The following is a 23,612-nucleotide window of genomic DNA, read 5'->3' as shown; positions in this document are numbered from 1 at the left end:
GGCGGTATGACAAGTGACCTCCGTGTGGGGCTCGCGGGTTACGGCGTCGCGGGCCGGATCTTCCACGCCCCTCTGATCGAGAGCACGCCGGGACTGTCCCTGGCCGCCGTCGTCACCAGGTCGCCCGGCCGGCGTGCCGCGCTCCGGCGCGAGCGGCCGGGCGTGCGGGTCATGGACTCGGTGGACGAGCTGCTGCGGTCGGCCCCCGACGTCGTCGTCGTGGCGACACCCGACCACACCCATGTGCCGTTCGCGCTGGCCTGCGTCGAGGCGGGTGTGCCGGTCGTGGTCGACAAGCCGTTCGCCCCCTCGGCCGAACAGGCCCGCCAGGTCATCGCCACCGCCGAGCGGCGGTCGGTTCCGCTGACCGTCTTCCACAACCGCCGCTGGGACGGCGACTACCTGACCGTGCTGCGGCTCCTTTCCGAGCACGCGCTCGGCGCCGTGCACCGGTTCGAGACGAACTGGGAGTTCGCGGCCGACCCCGATCCCGTCCGGCCGGGCGGCGGGCTGCTGTCGGAGCTGGGCGTGCATCTGATCGACCAGGCCGTCCAGGCTTTCGGTCCGGCCTCCCGGGTGTACGCCGAACTCGCCGCACGCCGCTCCGGGACCATCATGGACGACGACGCCTTCGTCGCCGTGACCCACCGGAACGGCGTCGTGTCCCACCTGAGGACCGCCGCCGTGGTCCACGAGCCCGCGCCGCGCTTCCGCGTTCTCGGCGCACGCGGCTGCTTCGTCATCGACGGCCTCGACGGGCAGGAGGCCGCGCTCGCCTCCGGCGCGGCGCCGGGCGGCGCGGGCTGGGGCGCGGCTCCGGAGGATTCCTGGGGACGGCTGGTCACCCGCGACGGCACCCGGCGCGTGCCGACGGAGCCGGGGGCCTACCCGACCTTCTACCGGCGCCTGGAAGCGGCGCTGCGCGGCGGCGGGGAGCCGCCGGTCGATCCGTACTCCGCCGTCGAGTCGCTCACGGTGATCGATGCGGCGGTGCGTTCGGCGCGCACCGGGCAGGTCATCGACCTGGGTCGCTAGAACAGCTGCTCGCGCGCGTGATCCAGGGCGGTGGCGACCGCCCCGGCGAGCACCGCGTCGGCGGCCAGTTCGCCGACCCGCACCTCTGCGGGGAACGGGCTGCGCCGGGCGATGGCCGTACCCACCCTGGCGGCCAGCGCGGCGCCGCCCGCCCTGCCCACCTCACCGCCCAGCACCACGCAACCCGGGTCGAGCACCAGGCACAGCGCGAGTACGCCGTCGGCGACCAGGTCGGCGAGTTCGTCCAGCAGCGGCAGCCCGTCCCGCGCCGCCCGCTCGACCACGCTCACGGCCGCCGGAACACTCGCGCCGCCGGGCACGTCGAGCCCGTGCCGACGGGCCAGGTCGAGGATCGGCACCGCTCCGACCAGCCCGTGCAGGCCGGGCGGCCGCTGCTGCCTGGCGAAGACCGGCGCGGGGACGGCCAGGAAGCCGATCTCCCCGGCTCCGCCGGACTCGCCCCTGCGCAGCCTGCCGTCCAGGATCAGGCCCGCGCCGACGCCGTAGCCGATCCACAACAGGGCGAAGGTCCGCCGATCCCGCGCCGCCCCGAGGCGGTGCTCTGCGACGGCCGCGAGGTTCACCTCGTTCTCGATCAGCACGGTGGCGCCGAAGCCGGCCTTCAGCGCGGCGACCAGCCGGGCGTGCCACTCGGGCGGCCACCCGGTGGAGCGCAGCGCCCCGGTCGCGGGCTCGACCACGCCGGGCGCGCCGACGGCGATCGTGTTCGGCTCCTGCGCGAAGGAGCGTTGCGAGATCTCGCGTACGGCCCGCACGACCCGCTCGACGAAGCCCCCCAGGTCCGCTTCGACGGCGAGCCTGGTGTCGGGCACCCGTCCGCCCGCCAGGTCGGCGGCGCCGATGGAGACCGAGTCCGTCCTGGCGTCCAGCCCGATGACGTGCGCGTATCCGGGCCGGAGCTGGTAGAGGCGGGCGTTCGGACCCGGCTGCACGGCGTCGGACGCGCCGCGTACCTCGATGCGCCCGTCCTCCTCCAGACGGGCGAGCAGATCGGAGATCGTCGCCCTGGACAGCCCGGTCAGCTCCCTGAGCTGCGCGGCCGTCAGCGGCCCCTGCCGCCACAGGAAGTCGAGCGCCAGCCGGTTGTTGATGGCCCTGGCTATGCGCGGAGTGGCGCTCATCGGCCCCTCTGTCTATTTGTTCGGCTAGTAGCCTGATAGATTCTAGTATGTCATGAACGAGGTGAGCAGGGCCCGCGTCGCCGTCACAGTGATCTTCGCCGTCCACGGCGCCGCCCTGGGAGCCTTCGCCACCCGGATCCCGTGGATCCAGGACCGGCTCCAGCTCAGCCCGGCCGCGCTCGGCGCCGCGCTGGTGGCCCCGGCGATCTCGGCCTGCTTCGCGATGCCCATGGCCGGTCGGGTCATGCACCGACTCGGCAGCCGCCGCGCGCTCCTCCTCATGACGGTCGCGCTCAGCCTCACCGTCGCCCTGCCCGCCCTGGCGACGTCCCTGCCGATGCTGTGGGCTGCCCTGCTGGCCTACGGCGCGGCCACCGGCATCGCCGACGTCGCCATGAACGCGGCCGGCGTCGAGGTGGAGCACCGACTCGGCCGCTCGATCATGTCGGGGCTCCACGGGGCGTGGAGCGCGGGCGGGCTGGTCGGCTCCGGCCTCGGCGCCCTGGCGGCGGCCATCGCGCTCGACGCGCGCCCCCACCTGGCCCTGATGGCGGCCCTGCTCGCCCTCGTCTCGGCGGTGACCTGCCGCTGGGTCCTCGACACGCGCTCGGACGGCCGAGCGCCGCCGCGCGGCGGCTTCGCCTGGCCGGGGCGGGCGGTCATGGCGATCGGCCTGGTGGGCTTCTGCGCCCAGTTCGCCCAGGGCGCGGCGGGCAACTGGAGCGCCGTCTACCTGGAGGACGTCGCCGGGGCCTCACCCGGCATCGCCGCCGCGAGCTTAACCGCGTTCAGCCTCACCATGGGCCTGGCGCGAGCCTGCGGCGACCTGGCGGTCAGACGCTGGGGAACGGTCCTGGCCGTGCGCGTCTCCGGGCTCGCCTCGGTGGCCGGAGGCGCGCTCATCGCGCTCGGCCGCGACCCGGCGCCGGTCATCGCGGGCTTCGCCCTGCTGGGCGTCGGCATCGCCGTCGTCGTCCCGCTGGCCTTCGCGAGCGCGGGCCGCCGGGGCGAGGATCCCAACACCGCGATCGCCAGCGTGGCGACCGTGACGTACCTGTCCAATCTGATCGCGCCGGCCGCCGTCGGCGCGGTCGCCGGAGCGACGTCGCTGCCGACCGCCTTCGCCCTGATCACGGTGCTCGTCGCCGGGGTGGCGGCGGGGGCGTCCGCGTTCCGCGCACCGGCTCCCGGACGACCCCGGGTACTACGCCCGGAACAAGGAACAAGCGGCTGACACGAGGGCCGTTCGCCTTTTCGACTGGGCAATTCGACTTTCTTGACACTCGACGAGCGCGGCTCTGATGATTGGCTGTCCGGCCCGGGCGAGCGTATCGCCGGTGCTCCGGTATTCACGCTGATCCGGGTGCTCGGCCGCAATGCGTTTTCCGTTTTTTGAGGAGTCAGCAATGACCGAGCTCGATCGCCTGGTGTACTCCTGCATGCTGCCCGGTGTCACGGGCGCCACCGTGCCCGCCTGGGTGCGCCGCGGAATCGAATCCGGATTCCCCGGGGTGACGATCTTTCCCGGCCCGTATCTGCGCGATCCGGCCGCGATCTCGAATCTGGCGGCCGCCGTACGCGAACTCGATCCCGGCGCGCTGGTCTCCCTGGACGAGGAAGGCGGCGACGTCACCCGCCTGGAGTACGCGGCGGGCAGTTCCTACCCCGGTCCCCTCGCCCTCGGCGTCGCCGACGACCCGGCACTGACCGGAAGGGTCGCCGCGGCCATGGCGCGGGACCTGCTGGCGCACGGTGTCAACTACAACCTCGCGCCGTCGGTCGACGTCAACAGCGATCCGGACAACCCGATCATCGGCGTCCGCTCGTTCGGAGCGACGCCGCAGCAGGTGAGCGCCCACGGCACCGCGTTCATCGACGCCATGCAGGACGCCGGGGTCGCGGTGGCGGCCAAGCACTTCCCCGGCCACGGCGACACCACCGCCGACCCCCACCAGTCCCTGCCGGTGGTCACCTGCTCGGCGCAGACGCTGCGCGAGCGCGAACTGGCGCCGTTCGCGGCGGTGGCGGGGGCCGCGAGCGTCATGGTCGCGCACGTCGTCTACACCGCGCTCGACCCGGAGCGACCCGCGACGCTCAGCCCGGTGGCGCTGCGCCAGGTGCTGCGCGACGAACTCGGCTACCAGGGCGTCGCGCTCAGCACCTCGGTCGCGATCGAGGCGGGCAACGGGCCGGAGCAGGCCGTGGCGGCTGCCGTCGGAACCCTGGCGGCCGGGGCCGACCTGGTGCTGCTCGGGCCCGCCGTGGACGAGGACCTCTACACGCGCATCCACGCCGCCGTCGCCGACGCCGTCCGGCGGGGCGAGCTGACGCTCGACGCGGCGGCCGAACGGGTGGAGCGCCTGCGGCGGCGCTACCCCGCCAAGCCGGGCAGCGCCTCGGCCCCCGACCCCGTCGGACTGGAGGCCGCGCGGCGCGCGGTCCTCGGCCGGGGCCGGTACACGCTCACGGAGCCCGCGACCGTCGCCGAGGTGCGGGCGGAGGCGAACGTCGTCGTCGGAGAGGCGGCCTGGAGCCTTGCCGACGCGCTGGCCGCGCGCTCTTCGCTGCGCCGGGCGGTTCGGATCGACGGCCCCGAGGCCACGCTCGGGAGCGTCGAGGGGCCGCTCGTGATCGTGGTGCGCGACGCCTACCGCACCCCGTGGATGCGCGAGTGGACGCACAAGGCGCTGGCCGAGCGGCCCGACGCGATCCTCGTGGCCGTCGGCATGCCCGACGACGCCGCACTGACCACCGGCGCGAGCGTCTCCGCCTTCGGCGCGGGGCGGGTGAACCTCCAGGCCGCGGCCGAACTGCTGACCGGGCCATGACACCTGCCAAGCACCTGTTCGTCACCGGAGGGGTCGCCTCCCGGCTGGGCAAGGGGCTGACCGCCTCCAGCCTCGGCCGGCTGCTCACCCTGCGCGGCCTCCGGGTGACGATGCAGAAGCTCGATCCCGGCGGGTCCGGCGTGCGCGGCGTCGAGGGCACGATCCAGGCCGTCCGGTACGCGCGCGAGAACCGGTTGCCGCTGCTCGGCAACGGCCTCGGCATGCAGTGCATGGTGATCGAGGCCGCACGATCGCCGGCCGGGCTCACCGGCGCGGGCAGCACCGAGTTCGACGCCGCGACCGGCCACCCCGTCATCCTCGCCGGTGAGGACGGTATACGCCTGGGCCTGTCCCCCGCCGCCCTCGCCCAGGGCTCGCTCGTCCACGAGTTGTACGGCGGCGCCGAGGTCGTCGAACGCCACCGGCACCGCTACGAGCTCAACAAAGCCTACCGCGACCGTCTGGAGGCGGCCGGGCTGCGCCTGAGCGGCCTGTCCCCCGACGGGCGGTTCGTGGAGTACGTCGAACTGCCGCGCCGGTCCCGCCCGTTCTTCGTGGGCACCCTGGCGCACCCCGAGTTCCGCTCCCGCCCCACCCGCCCGCATCCGCTGTTCACCGGCCTGGTCGGCGTCGCCGTCCGCCGCGTGGCAGGAACGGACGGTCCCTGAGACCGACGGACTCCCCAGGAGGGCACGATGCCAGGACCCGGCTACGCCTACTTCGGCAGCGAAGAGGAGCAGAACGTCCTCGACGTCCTCCGGCGGTGGCGCGAGACCCGCGAGACCTTCGGCGCGCTCCCGCCCGCCTCGCAGATCGACCGCTTCGAGACCGAGGTGGCCGCCCGGTTCGGGACGCCGTACTGCGTCGCGGTCAACAGCGGAACCTCGGCGCTGCTCACGGCCCTGGCCGCACTGGGCGTCGGGCCGGGTGACGAGGTCGTCGTCCCCGGCTACATGTTCGTGGCGTCGCTGGCCGCGATCGTCTACAGCGGCGCCACACCGGTGCTGGCCGAGATCGACGAGTCGTTCACCCTCGACGTCGAGGACGTCCGCCGCCGCCTCACGCCGCGCACCCGGGCGATCATGGTTGTGCACATGCTGGGCGCGCCCAGCGCCATGGACGCGCTGACCGCGCTGGCCCGCGAGCACGGGGTGGCGGTCATCGAGGACGTGGCGCAGGCGTGCGGCGCCACCTACCGGGGCCGACTCCTGGGAACGTGGGGCGCGGCCGGAGCCTTCTCCCTCAACCCCTTCAAGGTCGTCACCGCCGGTGAGGGCGGCTTCGTCCTCACCTCCGACGCCCGTATCCACCAGCGCGCGTTCTCCTTCCACGACCACGGTTTCCTGCCCGGCAAACCGGAGGGCGGCGACGGGGACCTGCTGTTCGGTCTCAACCTGCACATGACCGAGTTCGGCGCGGCCGTCGCGCGGGCCCAGTTCGGCAAACTGGAGGAGATCCTGGACCGTACGCGCGAGGTCAAGCGAGCCTTCGTCGAGCGGGTGCCGCAGCGGCCGGGGGTGCGCCGCCGTACCCTGCACGACGCGGACGGCGAGTGCGGCACCCTGGCCGTCTACGTCTTCGCCGACGCGACCGCCGCCCGCGCGGTGGCCGACGAACTCGGCGCGACCGTCCTCGGCGAGTCGCCCAAGCACAACTACGCCCGCATCCCGGCCCTGCCCGCGCTCACCTCCGCGGAGCACCCGTCCGCCCCGTTCCGTCCGGCGCTGGCCCCCGAGGCGGCGGCGGGGTATCGGCCCGGTTCCCTGCCGCGCACCGACGATCTGCTGGGCCGCTCCGTCGCGGTGGCCATCGGGTTGTCGGACGCCTACCTCGGTGCGGGGTTCGGCGTCACCGTACGAAGCACCGAACAGGAGATCGAGCTGGCGGCGAGCCGATTCCGCGCGGCACTGGACCGCGCCCTCGGCTGACCCCGCCGGGTCGGCTTCAGGGTGATCACCCTCGCACGAGTACCGGAATCCACGTCCACTCAGGAGGAAGCCATGCGGTTGCCGCTCGAACGGACCCACCCGATGCGATCCGCGCCCGATCTGCTGATGCTCCAGCGGACGGGCCCGATCCACGCCGTACAGACCCGTCTCGGCCATCCCGCCTGGCTGGTGACCGGCTACGACCTGGTGCGCGCGCTCCTGGACGACGACCGCCTCGGCCGCTGCCACCCCGAACCGGAGAAGGCCAGCAGGAACAGCGACGCGGCGATCCTCAGCCAGATGCTGGACGGCTACGACACCGAGCAGGCCGACCACCGCAGGTTGCGGGCGCTGCTGCAACCGCACTTCTCCCCTCGCCGCATGCGGGCGCTGCGCGGCCGGGTCGAGGAGCTGACCGCCGGGCTGCTGGATGAGATGGCGCAGGCCGGGCCGCCGACGGACCTGAACACCGCGCTGGCGTTGCCCTTGCCCATCGCGGTGATCTGCGAGCTGCTCGGCGTGCCGTTCGACGACCGCGAGCAGTTCCGCGCGTGGACGCAGGCCGTGGGCGACATGGCGGACGGGGCCCGATCCCAGGCCGCGCTCGTGGCGCTGTACGAGTACGGGCGGCGGCTCGTGGCCCGCAAGCGCGCCGAGGGCCTGACCGACCTGGACGTCGAGGAGATGGACGTCATCGGCCGTCTGGCCGTGACCGACGGCGTCACCGACGACGAAGCCGCGCAGATCGGCATGCAGTTGCTGTTCGCCGGGCACGAGACGACGGTGGTGGCACTCGGCAAAGGCGTCCTCTGGCTGATGACCGACCGCCCCCAGTGGGAGGCCCTCGTCGACGACCCCGGCCTGATCGACGACGCGGTGGAGGAACTGCTGCGCGCCCAGTCCCACGGCGGCGACGGACTCGCCCGGTACGCCCGCACCGACCTCGACGTGGCCGGGGTGCCGGTGAAGGCGGGCGACCTCCTGCTGCTGGACCTCGGCGCGGCCAACCACGACGGCTCGGCGTTCGAGGATCCCGACCGCCTGGACGTCACCCGGGGCATGAACGGTCACCTGTCCTTCGGGCACGGCTCCCGCTACTGCCTCGGCGCACCCCTGGCCCGTATCGAGCTGCAGGTCGCCCTCACCCAGCTCGTCACCCGCTTCCCGACCCTGCGTCTGGACGCGGAGGTGGAGGAGCTGACCTTCAACACGACCGTCACCGGCGGGCTCATCTCCCTGCCCATCGCCTGGTAGTCCCCCTTCCACCTCCCGCCGACCCTCAGCGGCGCAGCCTGCGCCAGATCCTGATCTCCGTGGGCGGGAGGTGTTCGGCGTAGGGGCCGTTCCCGAGCAGGGCGCGCAGGTCCCGCTCGAAGTCTCCGGCCTGAGCGCCGAACAGGTGCGGCGCGGAATCGGAACGGGAGAACGCCCACGCCACGAGATCGTCGGCGCTGCGGGCCACCACCTGCCCGCCCGGCACCACGTGACGCTCGTACCCCTCGAACCCGGCCCGCGCGACGACCAGGTCCTCCCGGTCCGGGGTCGAGCCGGTGGCGATCACACCCTGCCCCGCGCGCCGTACCGGGCCGAGATAGCGGCGGACCAGTTCCCCGATCAGCCCGTACGGCGGAGCGGGCGCCGGCAGCGGCGTCCGCGCGGCGGGTGCCTCCTTCAGGTCGGCCACGTGCACGAACGCGCCGCCCGGCACCAGCATCCGCAGCACGGTCGCGGCCACCCGGTCCCGATCCATCCAGTGGAAGGAGGAGGCGAACACCACCGCGCGGAACTCTCCCAGCCCGGCGGGGAGGTCCTCGGCGCGGGCGCGCACCCAGCGCACGCCGGTCACGCCCCGGTCGGCGGCGTGACGCGCGGCCTCCGCCAGCATGCCGCCGTCCGGATCGAGTCCGACGGCCTCCTCGACCAGCGGAGCGAGGGCGAGCGTCACGTTCCCCGGACCGCAGCCGACGTCGAGCAGCCGTCCCCTGCCGTCGAAGCCGAGCGCCGCGCCGATCGTCTCCGCGAAGCCGGGGGCGTACGGAAGCCGTCCCCGCAGGTAGTGCTCCGCCGCCCCGGCGAAAAGGCTCTCATCCCACTGCCAGCTCATGCCGGTATCTCCCCCGTCGATGGCCGGCTCAGGCGAACTGCTCCAGGTATGCCTGGTACCAGGCGCGTTCCTCGGCCAGCAGGGCGTGCTCCCCCGTGTAGACGTGGTCGAACAGGTTCGTCACCGGCGGGTCGGGCATCGAGGTCACCCCCTCGCGCAACTCGGCCGCCAGCCGGTCGCCCTCCTGCCTGACCTCGGCGAAGAACGCCTCGTCCGCCATCCCCTCGGCCTCCAGGAACCGCTTCAGCCGGTCGATCGGGTCGCGGCGACCCCACTCCTCCACCTCGGCGGAGGGCCGGTAGCGTGCCGGGTCGTCGGAGGTGGTGTGGGGGCCCATCCGGTAGGTGTGCGCCTCGACGAAGACCGGGCCCGCTCCGGAGCGGGCGTGGTCGAGCGCCGCCCGGGTGACCGCCAGGCAGGCCAGCACGTCGTTGCCGTCCACCCGCACGCCCGGCATGCCGAACCCCTGCGCCCGCCGGTACAGCGGCGCGCCGGTCTGCCTGGCCGCCGGGTGGGAGATGGCCCACTGGTTGTTCTGGCAGAAGAAGACGACGGGGGCCTGGAAGACGGCGCCGAAGTTGAGGGCCTCGCTGACGTCGCCCTGGCTGGCCGCGCCGTCGCCGAAGTAGGCGATCACCGCCGACGGTTCCTTGTCCAGGCGCATGCCCATCGCGTACCCGACGGCGTGCAGCGCCTGCGAGCCGAGCACGATCGTGTACAGGTGGAACCTCTCCCGCTGCGGGTCCCAGCCGCCGTTGGTGGTGCCGCGCATCACCGCCATCAGCGACAACGGCGGCAGGCCCCGGCACCAGGCCACGCCGTGCTCGCGGTATGACGGGAAGACGTGGTCGTCGTGGGCGAGCGCGCGCCCCGAACCGATCTGCGCCGCCTCCTGCCCCAGACTGGGGATCCACAGGCCCAGTTCGCCTCGGCGTTGCAGGGCGAACGCCTCGTGGTCCATCCGGCGTACCAGCGCCATGTCGCGATATAGCCCGCGATACTGGCCCTTGGACAGGTTCACGTCGTAGGCGGGGTGGGAGATCCGCTCGCCGTCCGGGGTGAGCAACTGTACGAAATCCTCGTTCTCCACCTGGCCTCCTCTCAAGTCACGGTCACCTCCGGCCAGGTCGTGCGCCGAGACCTGACAGCTCCTCAGAGGGCGCACACCGAGTCGGCGGCGAGCAGATCGTAGACCTGTCCGGCCAGGTAGTGCCAGGTGATCCTGCCCGCGCGGCCATCGTGCCAGTCACCTGATGCGGATTACGGTCGAACCCGCCCGCCGGCGACCGACGGTCCAGGGGCGGGTGAGCACGGTGCCCGTGAGCGTCACCCGGCCCGTGCCATCGGGTACCCGTCTCGTTCCTGATCCGCTCGCCGGGTGACTATCCCAAGCGGGGCGGCACGGGTTAAGGTCGGGGACGAAAAGATCGCGGGGGTCCGGCGAACCGGGCTGAGATCGCGGCTGAGACGGCCGCTGACCGCTGGAACCTGACCGGGTAATGCCGGCGTAGGGAGAGATCGAGTCGTCATGACCGACAATGCGATGACGCCTGCCCGTAAGACGTACCTGCACGGATCGCGCTCGGACCTCCGGGTACCGATGCGGGAGGTGCCGCTCAGCACGGGCGAGGCCGTGGTGCTTTACGACACCTCGGGTCCGTACACCGACCCGGACCACGACGCCGACGTACGGCGCGGCCTGCCCCCGCTGCGGGCGGCCTGGATAGCCGAGCGCGGCGACACCGTCGCCTACCCCGGCCGCGCCGTACGCCCGGAGGACGACGGCCGCCGCACCGGCGACCCGCTGCGGCACGCCGCCGAATTCCCGGAGCGACCGCCGCGCCGGGCGAACGGCACGGGGGCGGTGACGCAGCGGGCGTACGCGCGGCGCGGCGAGATCACCCCCGAGATGGAGTTCGCGGCGCTCCGCGAAGGGGTCGCGCCGGAGGTCGTCCGGGCCGAACTGGCGGCGGGCCGGGCAGTGCTGCCCGCCAACGTCAACCATCCGGAGATCGAGCCGATGGTCATCGGGCGCGCCTTCCTGGTGAAGGTGAACGCCAACATCGGCAACTCGGCGGTGGCCTCCTCGATCGAGGACGAGGTGGCCAAGATGACCTGGGCCACCCGCTGGGGCGCCGACACGATCATGGACCTGTCGACGGGGCGGGACATCCACACCACCCGCGAGTGGATCCTGCGCAACTCCCCCGTCCCAGTCGGGACGGTGCCGCTCTACCAGGCGGTGGAGAAGGTCGGGGGCGACCCGGCCGAGCTGACCTGGGAGATCTTCCGCGACACCGTGATCGAGCAGGCCGAGCAGGGCGTGGATTACATGACGGTGCACGCCGGCGTGCTGCTGAGGTACGTGCCGCTGACCGCGCGCCGCCGTACGGGCATCGTGTCACGCGGCGGTTCGATCATGGCGGCCTGGTGCCTGGCACACCACCGGGAGAACTTCCTGTACACCCACTTCCGGGAGCTGTGCGAGATCTTCGCCGCCTACGACGTGACCTGGTCGCTCGGCGACGGGCTGCGGCCGGGCTCGATCTCCGACGCCAACGACGAGGCCCAGTTCGCCGAACTGCGCACCCAGGGCGAGTTGACGCGGATCGCCGCCGAGCACGACAACCAGGTGATGAACGAGGGCCCTGGGCACGTGCCCATGCACAAGATCAAGGAGAACGTCGACCTGCAGCGCGAGTGGTGCGACGACGCGCCGTTCTACACGCTGGGGCCGCTGACCACCGACATCGCGCCCGGTTACGACCACATCACCTCGGCGATAGGCGCGGCGATGATCGGCTGGTACGGCACCGCCATGCTCTGCTACGTCACGCCCAAGGAGCACCTGGGCCTGCCGGACCGCGACGACGTCAAGGCCGGAGTGATCGCCTACAAGATCGCCGCGCACGCCGCCGACCTGGCCAAGGGCCACCCCGGCGCGCAGGCGTGGGACGACGCGCTGTCGGACGCCCGGTTCGACTTCCGATGGGAGGACCAGTTCGACCTCTCGCTCGACCCGGACACGGCACGGGCCTTCCATGACGCCACGCTGCCCGCCGCACCCGCCAAGACCGCGCATTTCTGCTCGATGTGCGGCCCGCACTTCTGCTCCATGAAGATCACCCGGGATGTGCGGGCGTACGCGGCCGAGCGCGGCCTGGACGACACCGACGCGCTGGCCGAGGGGCTGCGTGAGAAGGCCGCCGAGTTCGGCGCGTCCGGCGGCCGCATCTACCTGCCGGTCGTGGGCGAAGACCGGTGACCCTGCGGGTCTCCGGCGGGTCCGCCGGGGACCCGTCCGGGCCGGTGGCAGCAGCCGCTCGTACGGCACCGCACGGCTCGCGCCCCCACCGACGTCAAGCCGGGGCAGCGCTGTGGGCCGCTGGGGACGAGGTGCCGACGGTGATCGCGGTGGTTCAGCGCACCTCGTCGATGCGGACGAGGTTGCCCGCAGGGTCGCGGAAGGCGCAGTCGCGGACACCGTACGGCTGGTCGGTCGGCTCCTGAACGACCTCACCCCCTTTGTCCTGCACGCGGGTGAACACGCCGTCGAGGTCGTCGGTCGACAGGACCACGCAGGCGAAGCTGCCCTTGGCCATCATCTCGGCGATCGCGCGACGCTCGTCGTCGGTGATGGCAGGGTCGGCGAACGGCGGCTGCAGGACGATCGAGGTGCCGGGCTGCCCCGCCGGGCCGACGGTGATCCAGCGCAGCGTGCCGTACCCCACGTCGTTGCGGACCTCGAACCCGAGCGCGTCGCGGTAGAAGGCCAGCGACACGTCGGGGTCGTCATAGGGCAGGAAGGTCTTGTGAATGCTGAGGTCCATGGTCAACAGCTTAGTTGACCTGCGCTTTCCGGCTTCTGACCGGCCGGGTCACGCGTTTCGCCACGCACGGCGGCATGCCCGCCGTCGCCCGCGCCGCCTCACGCCGGTAGACGCTGGGCGGCACCCCGACCAACTCGGTGAAACGCGTGCTGAACGTGCCCAGGGACGAGCAGCCGACCGCGAAGCAGACCTCGGTGACGCTGAGGTCGCCTCGGCACAGCAGCGCCATCGCGCGCTCGATGCGCCGGGTCATCAGGTAGCTGTAGGGCGATTCGCCGTAGGCGAGCCGGAACGCGCGGCTGAGATGCCCCGCCGACATGTGGGCCTCGCGGGCGAGCGCCTCGACGTCGAGCGGCTGGGCGTACTCGCGGTCGATGCGGTCGCGGACGCGACGCAACCGGGCGAGATCGCGTAGGCGCTGGTCAGTGACGGGTTTGCTGGTCACCTGTGCATCGTACGCGGTCGCACCGACAATTCCTCCGCCCGCTCCTGAGCGGCCATCACCTCGTCGCCGTGTCCGAAGGCCCACGCGCCGAACGCGTCGATCGTGCCCCCGCTGGCGTCCGCCGGGCCGATCGCGAACTGAGCCATTGGCAGATCGCGACCGGCCGCGAGGTGACGGGTGCGCCGAGGTCCGGGTGCGCGATCGACGCCGCCGCCGAGGCTTTCGCCGGCAGCCGGGCCCTGCTCGCGCCGCGGGCACCTCGTCGAAGTCGCTATCAGCGGCGTCGCGGATGTTCCTCATCGGATTGATCGCCGCGTTGTTGACCACCACGTCCAACCCGGCCAGGCTCCGGTCGACCTCGCCGAAGAGGCGCTGCACGTCCTCCAGGCGTCCCAGGTCCGCTCGTGCCGCCGCCTGACCGCCGAAGGCCGCCACTTCGGCCACCACGTCCTCAGCCGCCGCCCGGTCGCGGTTGAAGCTGAACACCACTACCGCGCCCTCGCGAGCGGGTCTCGCCCGATCCCCGCGACCCGCGGTCACCAGTGCCGTCTTCTTCTCCAAGGTTCCCATGTCGGCTCCTTGCCGTCGACCGCTCCCCTGATGGGAGTCAGGCTGCCCAGCCGCGCAGCGCGGCGGGGATCGTCGAGCGGAACGTGCTCTCGGCTGTGGCGGTGTCGAGGGCTCCGGCCAGTTCGAGAGTCACCAGGCCGTGCAGGGCCACCCAGAGTGAGAGCGCGATGGAAGTCGCGTCGCCGGAGAGCACGGAGGCCGACCGAGCGCGGTCGATCGCCTCGATGAGCGGCCTGATCGGATCCGCGGCGCCCACGTCGCCGGACGGGTCGAAGCTCTGAACACCGCCGAACAACACCGTGTAGAGGTGGGGGTGCTCGCGCCCCCAACGCCGGTACGCGACCGCGAGCGCGTAGAGGTCGGCGAGGGGGTCATCGCAGGACGACACCGCCGACAGTTCTCGCGACAGCCCGGCGACGGCCCTGTCGCGCACCTCGGCGATCAGCCCGTCCTTGCCGCCGAACAGCGAGTAGACCGCAGCGGTCGCGGTACCGGCGGCGGCGGCCAGAGCGCGGATGGTGATCGACTCCTTGGGGCGGGTCGCGAACATCTCGGTCGCCGATTCGATGAGGCGGTCCTTCACGGTGTCGTCGTTGGTTCTCGGCCTTCCCATGACGACCAGCCTAGCCGAGCTGATAGCGTATCCAAACATTGTTTTGAAACAGCGTTTGGATAAAATGATGTCTCTCCCCGTTCCTCTCCGCCTCATCGGTCGCCTGGTTCCGGCCATGCTCGCCGTCGTGGGCCTGGCCGGGCTGTTCCTCGCCTTGATCGTTCTGACGGACGGCGCACGCTCCGGGCTCGCCGCCTGGCTGACGGTCCTCGGCGCCGGAATCGTCGCCGCCCTTTGGCGAGGCCGAGGTCGTTCTCTGAGGGGCCGGCTGTGGCCCTTCGCGCCGCTTATCGTCGCCGCGGCGCTCACGGCGTCGGTCTGCATCCCCGCCTTCCCCACGACTCGGGAGTATCCGCCCGACCTGTCATTCGTCACGACGAGACATTGGAGCCTGAGCACGGGCAGCCGGGTCGCCGTCTACCGCTATCCCCCCGCCGCAGACGGGCCCCGGCACCCCACACCGCTCGTGTATCTCCACGGCGGGCCCGTCCGCTCCATCTCCGTGCTCGACCACCGCTTCCTGCGGCTCCTTGCCGGACAGGGCTACGACGTGTACGCCTACGAGCACCCCGGCGGCGGACGCAGCGACCTGCTGCCCATGGATCAGTACACGATCTCCAGGTCCGAACGCGACCTCGCCGCCTTCATCGATCGCCTGGGCAAGGGTCCGGTCGACGTCCTCGGATTCTCCGCGGGCGCGATCGTGCTCACCCGGGCCCTGGCCACCCCGGCCACCGCCGCCCGCGTGCACCGGGCGATCATCGCCGAGCCCGGCCCCATGGACGGCCCCACCGCACTGATCAGCGGGCGACAAGGGCGACCGTCCGCGCGTGACCTCGCGCCCGCCCTGAGCGGAGCGCGGGCGACGCACGTTCCCCGGTACGCCGTCGCGTTCGGCCTCATCCAGTTGGGGCTCCTCTCGCCGGACACCGGCCTGATCACGCAGGCCGAAGGCGTCAACGCCTTCCAGGCCGCCGATCTCGGCGGCGACACCGCCTCCGCCTACTGCGCGCGGGACGCCGACCGCATCCCCGCCGAGGACACGGCGGAGAACTTCTCCTTCAACGCCGCGGCGAGCCTTCGCATCCGGCAGACGATCAGGGACTCTCCCTCCATCGCCCCGAAGCTGAGCCGCTCGCGGACCCCCGCGATGCTGATGATCGCCGAATGCTCCTCACAGGTACGCCAATGGCAGACCGCCGTCCTCACCGCCGCCACCATCGAGCGAACCCAGTACATGCCCGGTGTCGGACACCGTATGTGGAACGGCCTCGGCGACAACAACGAGCGGGCCGCCGCCGTCATCACGGCGTTCCTCCAGGGCAAGACCTCGCCGCTGCGGAACTACCCGACCCGGGCCGACATCTCCGACTTCCTCCGCGACCACGGGTAAGGAGCCGCCGAGACCGCCCGGCCGCGGGTCCGGCCGGAGCTGGAATGCCCGATCGCCCGGCCATCGGGAACGCCGGGGAGCTCCCACCGGAAAACCGGTGGGAGCGGGAGCGTTCGACGCCGACAATGATCACCATGACTGCCACCGACCGCAGACCCCGGCTCGCGGTCCTCACGGGGGCCGGTGTCTCCGCCCCGTCCGGCCTGCCCGTCTATCGGGGCGGCGACGGCATGTGGGACCGCGACCCCGATCTCGCGAAGACACTCACCGCCGCCCACTGGCGCGGCCGGGCCGAGCAGGCGTGGAACCACTGGAGCGACCTGCGGCAAGCCGCCTCCGCCGCGCTGCCCAACCCCGCGCACGAGGCGCTGGTGTTCGCGGAGGCGCACTTCGACGTGCACATCGCCACCCAGAACATCGACGGCCTGCATACCCGCGCGGGCTCTTCCGACATCACGGAACTCCACGGGAACGTGTTCTTCACGCGCTGCTCGGGCAGGGCCTGCCACGCCCGCCACGGCGCCTGGTTCGACGACGCCCTCCACGAGACCCCGCCCGCCTGCCCGTACTGCGGGCGCGTCGCGCGTCTCGACATCGTCCTGTTCGGCGAACACCTCGCCGCCGCGAAGATGCGGGCCTCGGTCGAGGCCGCGCGCGGCGCCGACGTGTGGATGGCCGTCGGTACGTCGGGGACGGTCTTCCCCGCCGCCGGACTCGCCGACTTCTGCGAGCCGGGCACACTCCGGGTCCTCGTCAACGCGCAGCCGTGGAGCACGTCGGCGTTCGACCGGGAGGTTCTCGGCGACGCCGCCGCCGTACTCGGCGACGTCCTCCACGATCTGACCCGAAGATGACGCCGGCAGGCGAGCCTGACGGGCCGTACACGTGGAAAACGAGCTGCCCACGGCCTCGAATACGCGTACCTTGTCGATACTCGGCGCGAGAAGGAGTGACGGTGACGGGGATCAGGGCCGCGGCTGACGCCGACATGCCCGCCGTACGGTCGGTGGCCGCGCGGTTCGGACTGCTGCGGAGCTGGCCTGCGGGCCTCGACTTCCTCGACGCCGAGCGCGCCTTCGGCACGCTCCTGCTGGCCACCGCGCCGGACGGCGCGGCCCGGGGTTTCGGCGGGACATTGCGCCGGGGTGCCGTCACCCATCTGGGCGACCTGTTCGTGCTGGCCGAGCACCAGTCGTCGGGGGTGGGCCGTACACTCTTGGCGGAGCTGCTGAAGGGGGACGAGCCGAAGGTCACCTTCGCCTCCTCCGACCCCCGGGCGATGAGCCTGTACATGCGCCACGGCCTGCGTCCCTGGTCTCCGCTCCTGTACCTGACCGGTCCCGCAGCGGGTCTGTCCGGGCCGCCGGTACGGCAGGCGACGCCCGAGGAGGTCGCCGAGCTCGACGCGTACGCCGGAGGCGGCGCGCGAGCGCAGACCCTGGCCTGGTACGCCGCCGTGCCGGGCGTCACGTGTTACACGACCGGCGAGGGCTATGCCTTCGCCAGGACGACCGGCGACCGGGTCGTGATCGGCCCGGCCGGAGGCGCGACGCCGCAGGACTGCGCGGCAGCGGCACTCGGCGCGGTCGCCGCCTCGGCAGACGCGGCCGCCTCGACGGGTGCGGCAGGCTCGGCGAGCGGCGCCGGCTCGGCGAGCGTGGCCGTGATGGCGGTGCCGGGCGGGCATCTGCTTGCGCCGACGCTGGCCGAGGCCGGGTGGCGGATCGCCGACATGGACACGTTCATGGCCGACGAACGCGCCGTGGACCTCGTACGGACCGACCGTTACCTCCCTCACCCGGATCTCGGGTGAGCCTGGCTGTCACACATCGCCGCGCCGTTCCGTCAGCGAGGTGTAACAGCCAACACGACGTGGAGGTCTTCGTGGAAGCCCGTATCGACTACTACGGCAACGCCGTCGGCGCCAAGTTCGTCAAGTACATGCAGTCCGCCAACTGGGCGCTGTCGAACTCGACGCTACCGGCCGCGACGCAGGAGCTGGTGAAGATCCGCGCCAGCCAGATCAACGGCTGCGGCGTCTGCACCGACATGCACACCAAGGACGCCGCGCACTCAGGGGAGTCCTCCGTCCGCCTCAACCTCATCGCCGCCTGGCGGGAGGCCACCGTGTTCACCGACGCCGAGCGGGCCGCCCTGGAACTGACCGAGCAGGGGACCCGCACCGCCGACACGGCGGGCGTCAGCGACGCGGTGTGGGCTCGGGCCGCCGCGCACTACGACGAGGAGCAGCTGGCCTCGCTGGTTTCGCTGATCTCGTTGATCAACGCCTTCAACCGGCTGAACCTCATCGTCCGGCAGCCGGCCGGCGACTACCAGCCGGGGCAGTGGGCATAGGCGTCGTCACGCGGGGCGGGACGGTGAAGATCGTCCCGCCCTTACGCCAGGTATCAGTCTTGGCACGCTCCGGCTAGCTCCCGCATCACGCCTTGAATGGTAACTCTGAGTAGTCATCAACTCCGGTCCCCGTGGCCGGGACGTTGCGGCTCTCGCCGTCAGAACCAGCAAGGATCTCGATGCGCTCTTGTCCCCAGCCGTCCCGTTGGTCGGCCCTCGCCCTCGTCGTCACCGCCGCATGCGTACTCCCCGTGACCGCAGCGGCTGCGGCCACCGCCCCGCCGGGCGCCGGTACGGCATCCGTCCCGTCTCCGCAGTTGGTCGCGCTGAAGAAGCGGCTCGACGACCTCGCCGCGCAGAAGCGGGCCGGCAACGCCCAGTACTGGTACATCGACGCGGCCAAGGGCAAGGTGCACGTGGCCGTCCTGCGCGGCGCGCGCGACGCCGCCACGAACTCGTTCCTCACAACCTTCGCCGCGCTCACCGACACGGCCGACGTCGACAAGCCCGTCACGCCGTTCGTGGCTCCCGCGACGGCGCAGCGGCCGACGCGGGCCCGGCAGGGTACGGTCTTCGGCGGGCAGCGGATCGAGACCGCGTCGGGCGGCTTCTGCTCGACCGGGTTCAACCGCCAGCACAACGGTGCCTGGATCACCACCACGGCCGGACACTGCCACAAGGCCGCCCGCGACTGGTACATCGGCGGCGCCCTGTTCGGGCCGCTGACCCGCTACGTGTACCCGGGGCGCGACTACGCGGAGATCACCCCGACGTCGGCCTGGTTCCTGCGCACGGCCGTACGCGAGCAGAACGGGCACATCCAGGAGATCGCCTCCTTCGGCGACCCGTACGTCGGCCAGCCGCTGTGCAAGACCGGCGCCAGGACCGGCACGACCTGCGGCCAGGTCACCGCGCTCGACGTGACCGTCAACTACTCCGACGGCCCGGTCTACGGTCTGGCCGCGACGACGGTCTCCGCCGCCGAAGGCGACAGCGGCGGCTCGGTCTACAACGGCTCGACCGGTGTCGCCATGATCAGCGGCGGCCCGAGGGGCGGCGGGAACGCCTGGGTCTACCCCACCCGCGTCATCCCCTGATGCAGGTCGGGCGCCACCGCCGGGGGTGGTGGCGCCTATGGCCGCTTGAACGCCTCGAACATGGAGAAGTAGTTGTCCTCGCCGTGCCCCTGGGCGATCACGCGCTCGGCGAGCTCCTGCATCAGTGTCGGCCACGCCGTGTTGACGCCCTGCTCGGCGCTGGCTCGGGCGATGTGCTCAAGGGCGTTGAGGTTCATCACCATGGTCCCGAGCTCGCCGGGGTAGGCGCCGTCGTCAAGGCTCGGCGCCTGGCTCGCCAGGCCCGCCGGGTCGAGCACCACGGGCGCGAACCAACCCAGCGCGAGTTCCGCGAACTCCGCCGCGGGCACACCCGCCGAGCCGACCATGGCGGCCGCGTGCAGGAAACCGTTCATGTGTGCGTACATGAAATGGAGCAGCGCCGTGTTGTACAGCACGGCGAGGCCCGGATCGGCGCCGAGGAAACGCGGGTCGCCGAGTTCCGCCAGCGTCGCCCGGTGGCGGGCGAACAGGTCCTGCGGCCCGGAGTAAAGGAAAACCGATCCCGGCCCGCCGACGAGCGTGGGCGGCACCATGATCGCGCCGTCGAGGTAGTCGAGGCCCTGTTCGGCCGCCCAGTCCGCCATGGCACGGGCCTCGGAGGGGGTCCCCGAGTTGAGGTTCACCAGTGTGCGGCCCCTGAGGCCGCCTTGGGCGCCGTCAAGGACCCGGTACATGGTCGGGTAGTCGTTGATACAGGCGATCGTGAACGGGGAGGCGGCCATGGCCTCGTCGACAGTGGCCGCCAGGTGCGCCCCCTTCGCTACCAAAGTGTCGGCCTTGCCGGGTGTACGGTTCCACACCGTCACCGAAATGCCCTTGCCAAGGAAGGTCTCCGCCAGCGCCGCGCCCATCGGCCCGAGGCCGACGACCGAGACAGCGGATGAGTGCTGAAATGTCATACCGGATAGTCTTAACTCTGACACCAGCGTGAGAGTCAACCTGAAGTGGCGGTGATCGCATGCGGATCGGAGAGCTGTCGCGGCTCACGGGCGTCAGCGTGCGCTCGTTGCGTTACTACGAGGAGCAGGGCCTGCTCCAGCCGACACGGCGGCCCAGCGGGTACCGCGAGTACGAGAAGGACGACGCCGACACGGTCCGCGGCATCCGGCTCATGCTGGCCGCCGGGCTCAGTACCACGACGATCCGCGAGATGCTGCCCTGCATGATCGACGACGGCGAGCGGCTTCTTCCGGGCTGCGGCGGGATGCTCCCCGACCTGTTCCGCGAACGGGAACGGCTGAGCGCCGCCGCCGAGGAACTGCTGGCGGCGCGCGACCGGCTGGACGCTCTCATCGGGGACACCGCGCGCTTCGACGTCGAGCCGGAGGCCGCCGCTCAGGTGTGAGGGGTGGCGCAGAAGCACGGCAGGGCGCCGTACATCCGGGCCATGACGTCGAGTCTCGCCGCGTACTGCGGGCGGCCGAGATCGGTGTAGGCCCGCGCCCACAGCGGCTTCAGTTCGGCGAAGAGGCAGAGCGGGGTGTTGACGTAGGTGTCCTTGAGGCCGAGCAGCGCCGTCGCCGGACGACCGGCGTCGAGCCACCGGGCCGCGTCGGCGAGCGCCGGTTCCAGCGGTTCGTCCTGGTCCACCAGCGCGACGACCGGATCCTGTCCGGCGAACGCCGCAGCGGGCGCGAGCACGCCGATGCCGTCGTAGCCCGGCTCGCACCGCCAGCCGGGGGGCACCTCGAAGTCGACGTCGTCCGGACCGTCGGGGATCGGGTCGAGGGTCACGCCCAGTTCACGCGCCAGCCGCTCATCGGCGGAGCGGACGCGCGCCAGCAGGTAGGCGAGTCCGGCTCGGGTGTCGTCGCCACAGGGGGTGAGGCCGTACTGGTGACCGTCCGCGATGCACACCGGGTGGTCCGTCCGCCCGAGTTCCGGGGCGGGCACCGCCCAGCCGACCCACCCGCCGTCGCCCCGGCTGCCGAAGGGCACGAACTCCGGCACGGAGAACATCGGCACGTCGCACCCCCCGTCTGGCCTCGGCAGATCGGTGCTTTCCCAGCCGGCGGGCGGGCCTGGGACGGCCGCCAGGTCGAACATGAAGTCGTAGTGGCATTCGAGCATGATGTAGTCGTAGTAGCCCTCACGCAGCATGTTCTCCCAGGCCAGGTCCACCAGCCTGGCCAGGGGCGGCGGAGTGGGGAACGGGAAGAGGTCGTCGGTCCACGGAGGGAGGGCAGGCTCTGACAAGGGGGTTCCGCCTTAGGTTCTCAGCGTGCGGCGAGGAAGGCCAGCGTGTCGGAGGCAAAGCGCCGGTCGGTGAAGGTGGCGTTGTGGCTGAGGCCCGGATAGACGATCAGCCGGGCGCCGGGGATGCCGTCGGCGGTCTCCCTGGCCAGTGCGAGCGGATAGACGAGGTCGTGCTCGCCGTGGACGAGCAGGGTGGGCGCTTTGATGTCGCTCAGCCGTCCGCGCAGGTCGAAGCCGTCTTCGGCGTTGAGTACGGTCGCCGCGTCGGTGAAGTCCCGCTGCCCGGTGTCCGACAGCCACAGCAGCGCCCTGAGCATCCGGCGGCCGATCACCGACTCGGTGACGATGTCGGCCAGCGCGGGGCTCGGGCGGCTGCCGTCGCGAACCCGGTCGAGGTAGGCGCGCTGGGCCCGTCTGCCCTCGGGGCCGAGGGTGCAGGCCGTACCCGCGAGGACGAGGCGGCCGACCAGGCCGGGGTGGTCGGCGGCGAGTTGGAGGGCGATGGCGCCGCCGGTGGACCCTGCCAGTACGTCCACCGGGGCGTCGAAGGCCGCCGCGAGCCCTCGGGCGTAGACGGCGGCGAGGCCGGCCATCGTCGTGTCCGGCGGCAGGCCGGGCGGGCGGTTGACGACGTAGCAGGTGAACCGCCCGGTGAAGGGGCGGATCAGCCGCATCGTCGACCAGCGCGCCAGGCCCGTCGGGGCGGCCGCCTGCGGGGTGTAGAGCAGGACGACCAGGGGCGGGCCTTCGCCGGCCGCCAGGTACGGCAGGCCGTTCAGCATACTGTCTCCCTATGAACAGATCGGATATCTGTTCATAGGGTACTCGTGGGTGCCCGATCACGAGGGCGCGACCGGGCACCACGGCGGCTACATCCAGGCCGACTTGTAGAACATGCTGGCCACTCGCGCACCGGTCGGCCCCGAGCCGAAACCGAAGCAGAGCTGAGGCTGGCCGTTCACGATCCGGACGGACATACCTTCGGGCTCACGGCCGTCGAGCGAGATGCCCGCCTGCGAGAAGGAGCGGTGCACCACCGCCGCCGTGCGCATGTCGATACAGGTGATGTAAGTGTCACCCTCGGGCAACGACGGCTTCGCGTAGGTGCCGTCCAGGGTGTACAGGTACTCCCCGTAGGTCGCCCAGCCCTGATGGGTGACGGTCTGGCCGGCGGGCACCAGCGGCGGCTCCGCGAACTGGTAGACGGGGTTGTTGAACCGGCGGGCCTTGAAGTCCGCGAGGGAGTAGACCGCGTAGCGTCTGGGCTCGGCTCCGTTGAGCCAGTACTGCATGGTGATCCGGTTGGTCGAGGGGTCGATCGACGGCGTGGTCACGGTGGCCCCGGGAATCGGCACGTACTTGTCCGCCCAAGCCTTGCTGTCCACTTCCGTCGCATTCTGGAAGGGGAACCTGATGATCGTCCTCCCGAACGAGTACTCGTTCGGGAACGGCTGGGCGTCGGCCTCCGTCCAGATGAAGACCTGGTTGCCGACGGGCTCCACCGCCATCGACACACCATGGCCCGCATCCCTGACGTACATGTGGCCGAGGTTCGCACCGGTGGCGGACAACTTGGTGATGGTCAGGTCGCCTCTGGCACGTGCGCCGGTTCCGTGCATCACCTGGATCGTGTAGATGTGGTTGTTGACGGTGTCGAAGGCGAACGACTGCATGATGCTCGGGTCTTCAAGCGGGTTCTTCCAGATGAAGCTGTACGACGGCGAGGCGAGGTTGAACCTTCCCTCCACCGCCTGTGCCGGTCGGGCGACGAGCCCGGCGACCGTGGACGCGGCGGCGAAGCCGGCTCCCAGCTTCAGCAGACCACGGCGCGACATCGCATCTGTCATGGCACGACTCCTGTTACTCGATGCTTCTCAGAGCACGCGTGCGAAGCCGCGCACACCCGCGGCTTCGGAATCAAGGGGGACCGCGCCGACACGACGGGTCGGCGCGAGGATCAACGACAGATGCAGTATCGCGCAGAAACCGGGGCGTTCCATGTACGGACCTAGGCAACTTCCTGCCAGCGCGGACGCCCGACCACAGCCGCCCGAA

At 71.7% G+C, this 23,612-nt stretch carries 24 protein-coding genes, 1 pseudogene and 1 riboswitch; of the genes and pseudogenes, 13 read left to right on the top strand and 12 right to left on the bottom strand.

Annotation, left to right across the window (positions count from 1 at the left end; genetic code table 11):
• Nucleotides 1-6: 6 nt before the first annotated feature.
• Nucleotides 7-1,035 carry a Gfo/Idh/MocA family oxidoreductase gene (locus tag ABD120_RS22990; RefSeq protein ID WP_343952050.1) on the top strand — a complete coding sequence of 343 codons (1,029 nt, stop codon included), beginning with the start codon at nt 7-9 and terminating at the stop codon, nt 1,033-1,035.
• Here the strand turns inward: ABD120_RS22990 and ABD120_RS22985 are convergent.
• Nucleotides 1,032-2,177 (bottom strand): ROK family transcriptional regulator, encoded by a 1,146-nt coding sequence (locus ABD120_RS22985; protein ID WP_343952049.1) that lies wholly within the window; start codon nt 2,175-2,177, stop codon nt 1,032-1,034. The two genes, ABD120_RS22990 and ABD120_RS22985, sit on opposite strands and share 4 nt — an antisense overlap.
• A 52-nt stretch (nt 2,178-2,229) precedes the next feature.
• Here ABD120_RS22985 and ABD120_RS22980 point away from each other — a divergent pair, with 52 nt between their 5' ends.
• The 5 genes from ABD120_RS22980 (at nt 2,230) to ABD120_RS22960 (ending at nt 8,187) form a co-directional block, all read left to right on the top strand.
• Nucleotides 2,230-3,411, top strand: a complete 1,182-nt coding sequence (locus ABD120_RS22980; RefSeq protein ID WP_343952048.1) for an MFS transporter — start codon at nt 2,230-2,232, stop codon at nt 3,409-3,411.
• Nucleotides 3,412-3,583: 172 nt separating this feature from the next.
• On the top strand, nt 3,584-5,005 hold the full coding sequence (locus tag ABD120_RS22975) for a glycoside hydrolase family 3 N-terminal domain-containing protein (RefSeq protein WP_343952047.1): 1,422 nt from the start codon (nt 3,584-3,586) through the stop codon (nt 5,003-5,005).
• A complete protein-coding gene (locus ABD120_RS22970; protein ID WP_343952046.1) occupies nt 5,002-5,673 on the top strand; it encodes a glutamine amidotransferase-related protein in 672 nt (223 codons plus the stop codon). The genes ABD120_RS22975 and ABD120_RS22970 overlap by 4 nt, the downstream gene beginning before the upstream one ends.
• Before the next feature lie 27 nt (nt 5,674-5,700).
• Entirely contained in the window at nt 5,701-6,933 is a 1,233-nt protein-coding gene (locus tag ABD120_RS22965; RefSeq protein ID WP_343952045.1) for a DegT/DnrJ/EryC1/StrS family aminotransferase, read from the top strand.
• Between the two features lie 72 nt (nt 6,934-7,005).
• Nucleotides 7,006-8,187 (top strand): cytochrome P450, encoded by a 1,182-nt coding sequence (locus ABD120_RS22960; protein WP_343952044.1) that lies wholly within the window; start codon nt 7,006-7,008, stop codon nt 8,185-8,187.
• Between the two features lie 25 nt (nt 8,188-8,212).
• On the opposite strand, the gene ABD120_RS22955 is transcribed toward ABD120_RS22960, so the two are convergent.
• A complete protein-coding gene (locus tag ABD120_RS22955; protein WP_343952043.1) occupies nt 8,213-9,037 on the bottom strand; it encodes a class I SAM-dependent methyltransferase in 825 nt (274 codons plus the stop codon).
• A gap of 28 nt (nt 9,038-9,065) precedes the next feature.
• Nucleotides 9,066-10,127 carry a pyruvate dehydrogenase (acetyl-transferring) E1 component subunit alpha gene (pdhA, locus tag ABD120_RS22950; protein WP_343952042.1) on the bottom strand — a complete coding sequence of 354 codons (1,062 nt, stop codon included), beginning with the start codon at nt 10,125-10,127 and terminating at the stop codon, nt 9,066-9,068.
• A gap of 329 nt (nt 10,128-10,456) precedes the next feature.
• A riboswitch (TPP riboswitch) is annotated at nt 10,457-10,570 on the top strand.
• Here pdhA and thiC point away from each other — a divergent pair.
• A complete protein-coding gene (gene thiC, locus ABD120_RS22945) occupies nt 10,566-12,302 on the top strand; it encodes a phosphomethylpyrimidine synthase ThiC (RefSeq protein ID WP_343952041.1) in 1,737 nt (578 codons plus the stop codon). It overlaps the preceding riboswitch by 5 nt.
• A gap of 154 nt (nt 12,303-12,456) precedes the next feature.
• Here thiC and ABD120_RS22940 read toward each other — a convergent pair whose 3' ends face one another.
• From ABD120_RS22940 to ABD120_RS22925, 5 genes and pseudogenes are all read right to left on the bottom strand, one after another.
• A complete protein-coding gene (locus tag ABD120_RS22940) occupies nt 12,457-12,867 on the bottom strand; it encodes a VOC family protein (protein ID WP_343952040.1) in 411 nt (136 codons plus the stop codon).
• A 10-nt stretch (nt 12,868-12,877) separates the two neighbouring features.
• On the bottom strand, nt 12,878-13,312 hold the full coding sequence (locus tag ABD120_RS22935; RefSeq protein WP_343952039.1) for a helix-turn-helix transcriptional regulator: 435 nt from the start codon (nt 13,310-13,312) through the stop codon (nt 12,878-12,880).
• Nucleotides 13,309-13,458, bottom strand: coding sequence for a hypothetical protein (locus tag ABD120_RS22930; protein WP_343952038.1), 150 nt, complete (start codon nt 13,456-13,458; stop codon nt 13,309-13,311). The genes ABD120_RS22935 and ABD120_RS22930 overlap by 4 nt, the downstream gene beginning before the upstream one ends.
• A 121-nt stretch (nt 13,459-13,579) precedes the next feature.
• Nucleotides 13,580-13,882 (bottom strand): annotated as a pseudogene (locus ABD120_RS39865) (SDR family oxidoreductase); the annotation flags it as partial.
• Between the two features lie 37 nt (nt 13,883-13,919).
• Nucleotides 13,920-14,495, bottom strand: a complete 576-nt coding sequence (locus tag ABD120_RS22925) for a TetR-like C-terminal domain-containing protein (RefSeq protein ID WP_343952037.1) — start codon at nt 14,493-14,495, stop codon at nt 13,920-13,922.
• A gap of 115 nt (nt 14,496-14,610) precedes the next feature.
• On the opposite strand from ABD120_RS22925, the gene ABD120_RS22920 reads away from it, so the two are divergent.
• The 5 genes from ABD120_RS22920 (at nt 14,611) to ABD120_RS22900 (ending at nt 19,340) form a co-directional block, all read left to right on the top strand.
• Nucleotides 14,611-15,888: an alpha/beta hydrolase gene (locus ABD120_RS22920; protein WP_343952036.1), complete on the top strand. Its 1,278-nt coding sequence runs from the start codon at nt 14,611-14,613 to the stop codon at nt 15,886-15,888.
• Nucleotides 15,889-16,022: 134 nt separating this feature from the next.
• Entirely contained in the window at nt 16,023-16,742 is a 720-nt protein-coding gene (locus ABD120_RS22915; protein ID WP_343952035.1) for an SIR2 family NAD-dependent protein deacylase, read from the top strand.
• Nucleotides 16,743-16,843: 101 nt separating this feature from the next.
• The gene (locus ABD120_RS22910) at nt 16,844-17,701 is read left to right on the top strand and encodes a GNAT family N-acetyltransferase (protein WP_343952034.1); all 858 of its coding nucleotides are present in this window, start codon (nt 16,844-16,846) and stop codon (nt 17,699-17,701) included.
• 71 nt (nt 17,702-17,772) lie between these two features.
• Nucleotides 17,773-18,243: a carboxymuconolactone decarboxylase family protein gene (locus ABD120_RS22905; protein ID WP_343952033.1), complete on the top strand. Its 471-nt coding sequence runs from the start codon at nt 17,773-17,775 to the stop codon at nt 18,241-18,243.
• Nucleotides 18,244-18,494: 251 nt separating this feature from the next.
• The gene (locus tag ABD120_RS22900; RefSeq protein ID WP_343952032.1) at nt 18,495-19,340 is read left to right on the top strand and encodes a S1 family peptidase; all 846 of its coding nucleotides are present in this window, start codon (nt 18,495-18,497) and stop codon (nt 19,338-19,340) included.
• Nucleotides 19,341-19,375: 35 nt separating this feature from the next.
• Here the strand turns inward: ABD120_RS22900 and ABD120_RS22895 are convergent, their stop codons facing one another.
• A complete protein-coding gene (locus ABD120_RS22895; protein WP_343952031.1) occupies nt 19,376-20,260 on the bottom strand; it encodes an NAD(P)-dependent oxidoreductase in 885 nt (294 codons plus the stop codon).
• Nucleotides 20,261-20,319: 59 nt separating this feature from the next.
• Between ABD120_RS22895 and ABD120_RS22890 the strand changes: the two genes are divergently transcribed.
• Nucleotides 20,320-20,706, top strand: coding sequence for a MerR family transcriptional regulator (locus ABD120_RS22890; protein WP_343952030.1), 387 nt, complete (start codon nt 20,320-20,322; stop codon nt 20,704-20,706).
• On the opposite strand, the gene ABD120_RS22885 is transcribed toward ABD120_RS22890, so the two are convergent.
• The 3 genes from ABD120_RS22885 to ABD120_RS22875 form a co-directional block, all read right to left on the bottom strand.
• Nucleotides 20,697-21,557: a hypothetical protein gene (locus tag ABD120_RS22885; RefSeq protein WP_343952029.1), complete on the bottom strand. Its 861-nt coding sequence runs from the start codon at nt 21,555-21,557 to the stop codon at nt 20,697-20,699. The genes ABD120_RS22890 and ABD120_RS22885 overlap by 10 nt on opposite strands.
• Before the next feature lie 20 nt (nt 21,558-21,577).
• Entirely contained in the window at nt 21,578-22,339 is a 762-nt protein-coding gene (locus ABD120_RS22880; RefSeq protein ID WP_343952028.1) for an alpha/beta fold hydrolase, read from the bottom strand.
• Between the two features lie 87 nt (nt 22,340-22,426).
• On the bottom strand, nt 22,427-23,404 hold the full coding sequence (locus ABD120_RS22875) for a phage baseplate protein (RefSeq protein WP_343952027.1): 978 nt from the start codon (nt 23,402-23,404) through the stop codon (nt 22,427-22,429).
• Between the last annotated feature and the right edge of the window lie 208 nt (nt 23,405-23,612).

Origin of the sequence: Nonomuraea longicatena, assembly GCF_039525605.1 — a bacterium.
In the GTDB taxonomy this organism is placed as follows: domain Bacteria; phylum Actinomycetota; class Actinomycetes; order Streptosporangiales; family Streptosporangiaceae; genus Nonomuraea; species Nonomuraea longicatena.
The sequence above is the reverse complement of the archived record's forward strand: the minus strand, read 5'-3'. Positions and strand labels throughout refer to the sequence as shown.

What these genes read in the sequence shown, in the direction of transcription:
- ABD120_RS22990 (WP_343952050.1), top strand. Translation starts at nt 7, where the DNA reads ATGACAAGTGACCTCCGTGTGGGGCTCGCGGGTTACGGCGTCGCGGGC.
- ABD120_RS22985 (WP_343952049.1), bottom strand. Translation starts at nt 2,177, where the DNA reads ATGAGCGCCACTCCGCGCATAGCCAGGGCCATCAACAACCGGCTGGCG.
- ABD120_RS22980 (WP_343952048.1), top strand. Translation starts at nt 2,230, where the DNA reads ATGAACGAGGTGAGCAGGGCCCGCGTCGCCGTCACAGTGATCTTCGCC.
- ABD120_RS22975 (WP_343952047.1), top strand. Translation starts at nt 3,584, where the DNA reads ATGACCGAGCTCGATCGCCTGGTGTACTCCTGCATGCTGCCCGGTGTC.
- ABD120_RS22970 (WP_343952046.1), top strand. Translation starts at nt 5,002, where the DNA reads ATGACACCTGCCAAGCACCTGTTCGTCACCGGAGGGGTCGCCTCCCGG.
- ABD120_RS22965 (WP_343952045.1), top strand. Translation starts at nt 5,701, where the DNA reads ATGCCAGGACCCGGCTACGCCTACTTCGGCAGCGAAGAGGAGCAGAAC.
- ABD120_RS22960 (WP_343952044.1), top strand. Translation starts at nt 7,006, where the DNA reads ATGCGGTTGCCGCTCGAACGGACCCACCCGATGCGATCCGCGCCCGAT.
- ABD120_RS22955 (WP_343952043.1), bottom strand. Translation starts at nt 9,037, where the DNA reads ATGAGCTGGCAGTGGGATGAGAGCCTTTTCGCCGGGGCGGCGGAGCAC.
- thiC (WP_343952041.1), top strand. Translation starts at nt 10,566, where the DNA reads ATGACCGACAATGCGATGACGCCTGCCCGTAAGACGTACCTGCACGGA.
- ABD120_RS22940 (WP_343952040.1), bottom strand. Translation starts at nt 12,867, where the DNA reads ATGGACCTCAGCATTCACAAGACCTTCCTGCCCTATGACGACCCCGAC.
- ABD120_RS22930 (WP_343952038.1), bottom strand. Translation starts at nt 13,458, where the DNA reads ATGGCTCAGTTCGCGATCGGCCCGGCGGACGCCAGCGGGGGCACGATC.
- ABD120_RS22925 (WP_343952037.1), bottom strand. Translation starts at nt 14,495, where the DNA reads ATGGGAAGGCCGAGAACCAACGACGACACCGTGAAGGACCGCCTCATC.
- ABD120_RS22920 (WP_343952036.1), top strand. Translation starts at nt 14,611, where the DNA reads ATGCTCGCCGTCGTGGGCCTGGCCGGGCTGTTCCTCGCCTTGATCGTT.
- ABD120_RS22915 (WP_343952035.1), top strand. Translation starts at nt 16,023, where the DNA reads ATGACTGCCACCGACCGCAGACCCCGGCTCGCGGTCCTCACGGGGGCC.
- ABD120_RS22895 (WP_343952031.1), bottom strand. Translation starts at nt 20,260, where the DNA reads ATGACATTTCAGCACTCATCCGCTGTCTCGGTCGTCGGCCTCGGGCCG.
- ABD120_RS22890 (WP_343952030.1), top strand. Translation starts at nt 20,320, where the DNA reads ATGCGGATCGGAGAGCTGTCGCGGCTCACGGGCGTCAGCGTGCGCTCG.
- ABD120_RS22880 (WP_343952028.1), bottom strand. Translation starts at nt 22,339, where the DNA reads ATGCTGAACGGCCTGCCGTACCTGGCGGCCGGCGAAGGCCCGCCCCTG.
- ABD120_RS22875 (WP_343952027.1), bottom strand. Translation starts at nt 23,404, where the DNA reads ATGACAGATGCGATGTCGCGCCGTGGTCTGCTGAAGCTGGGAGCCGGC.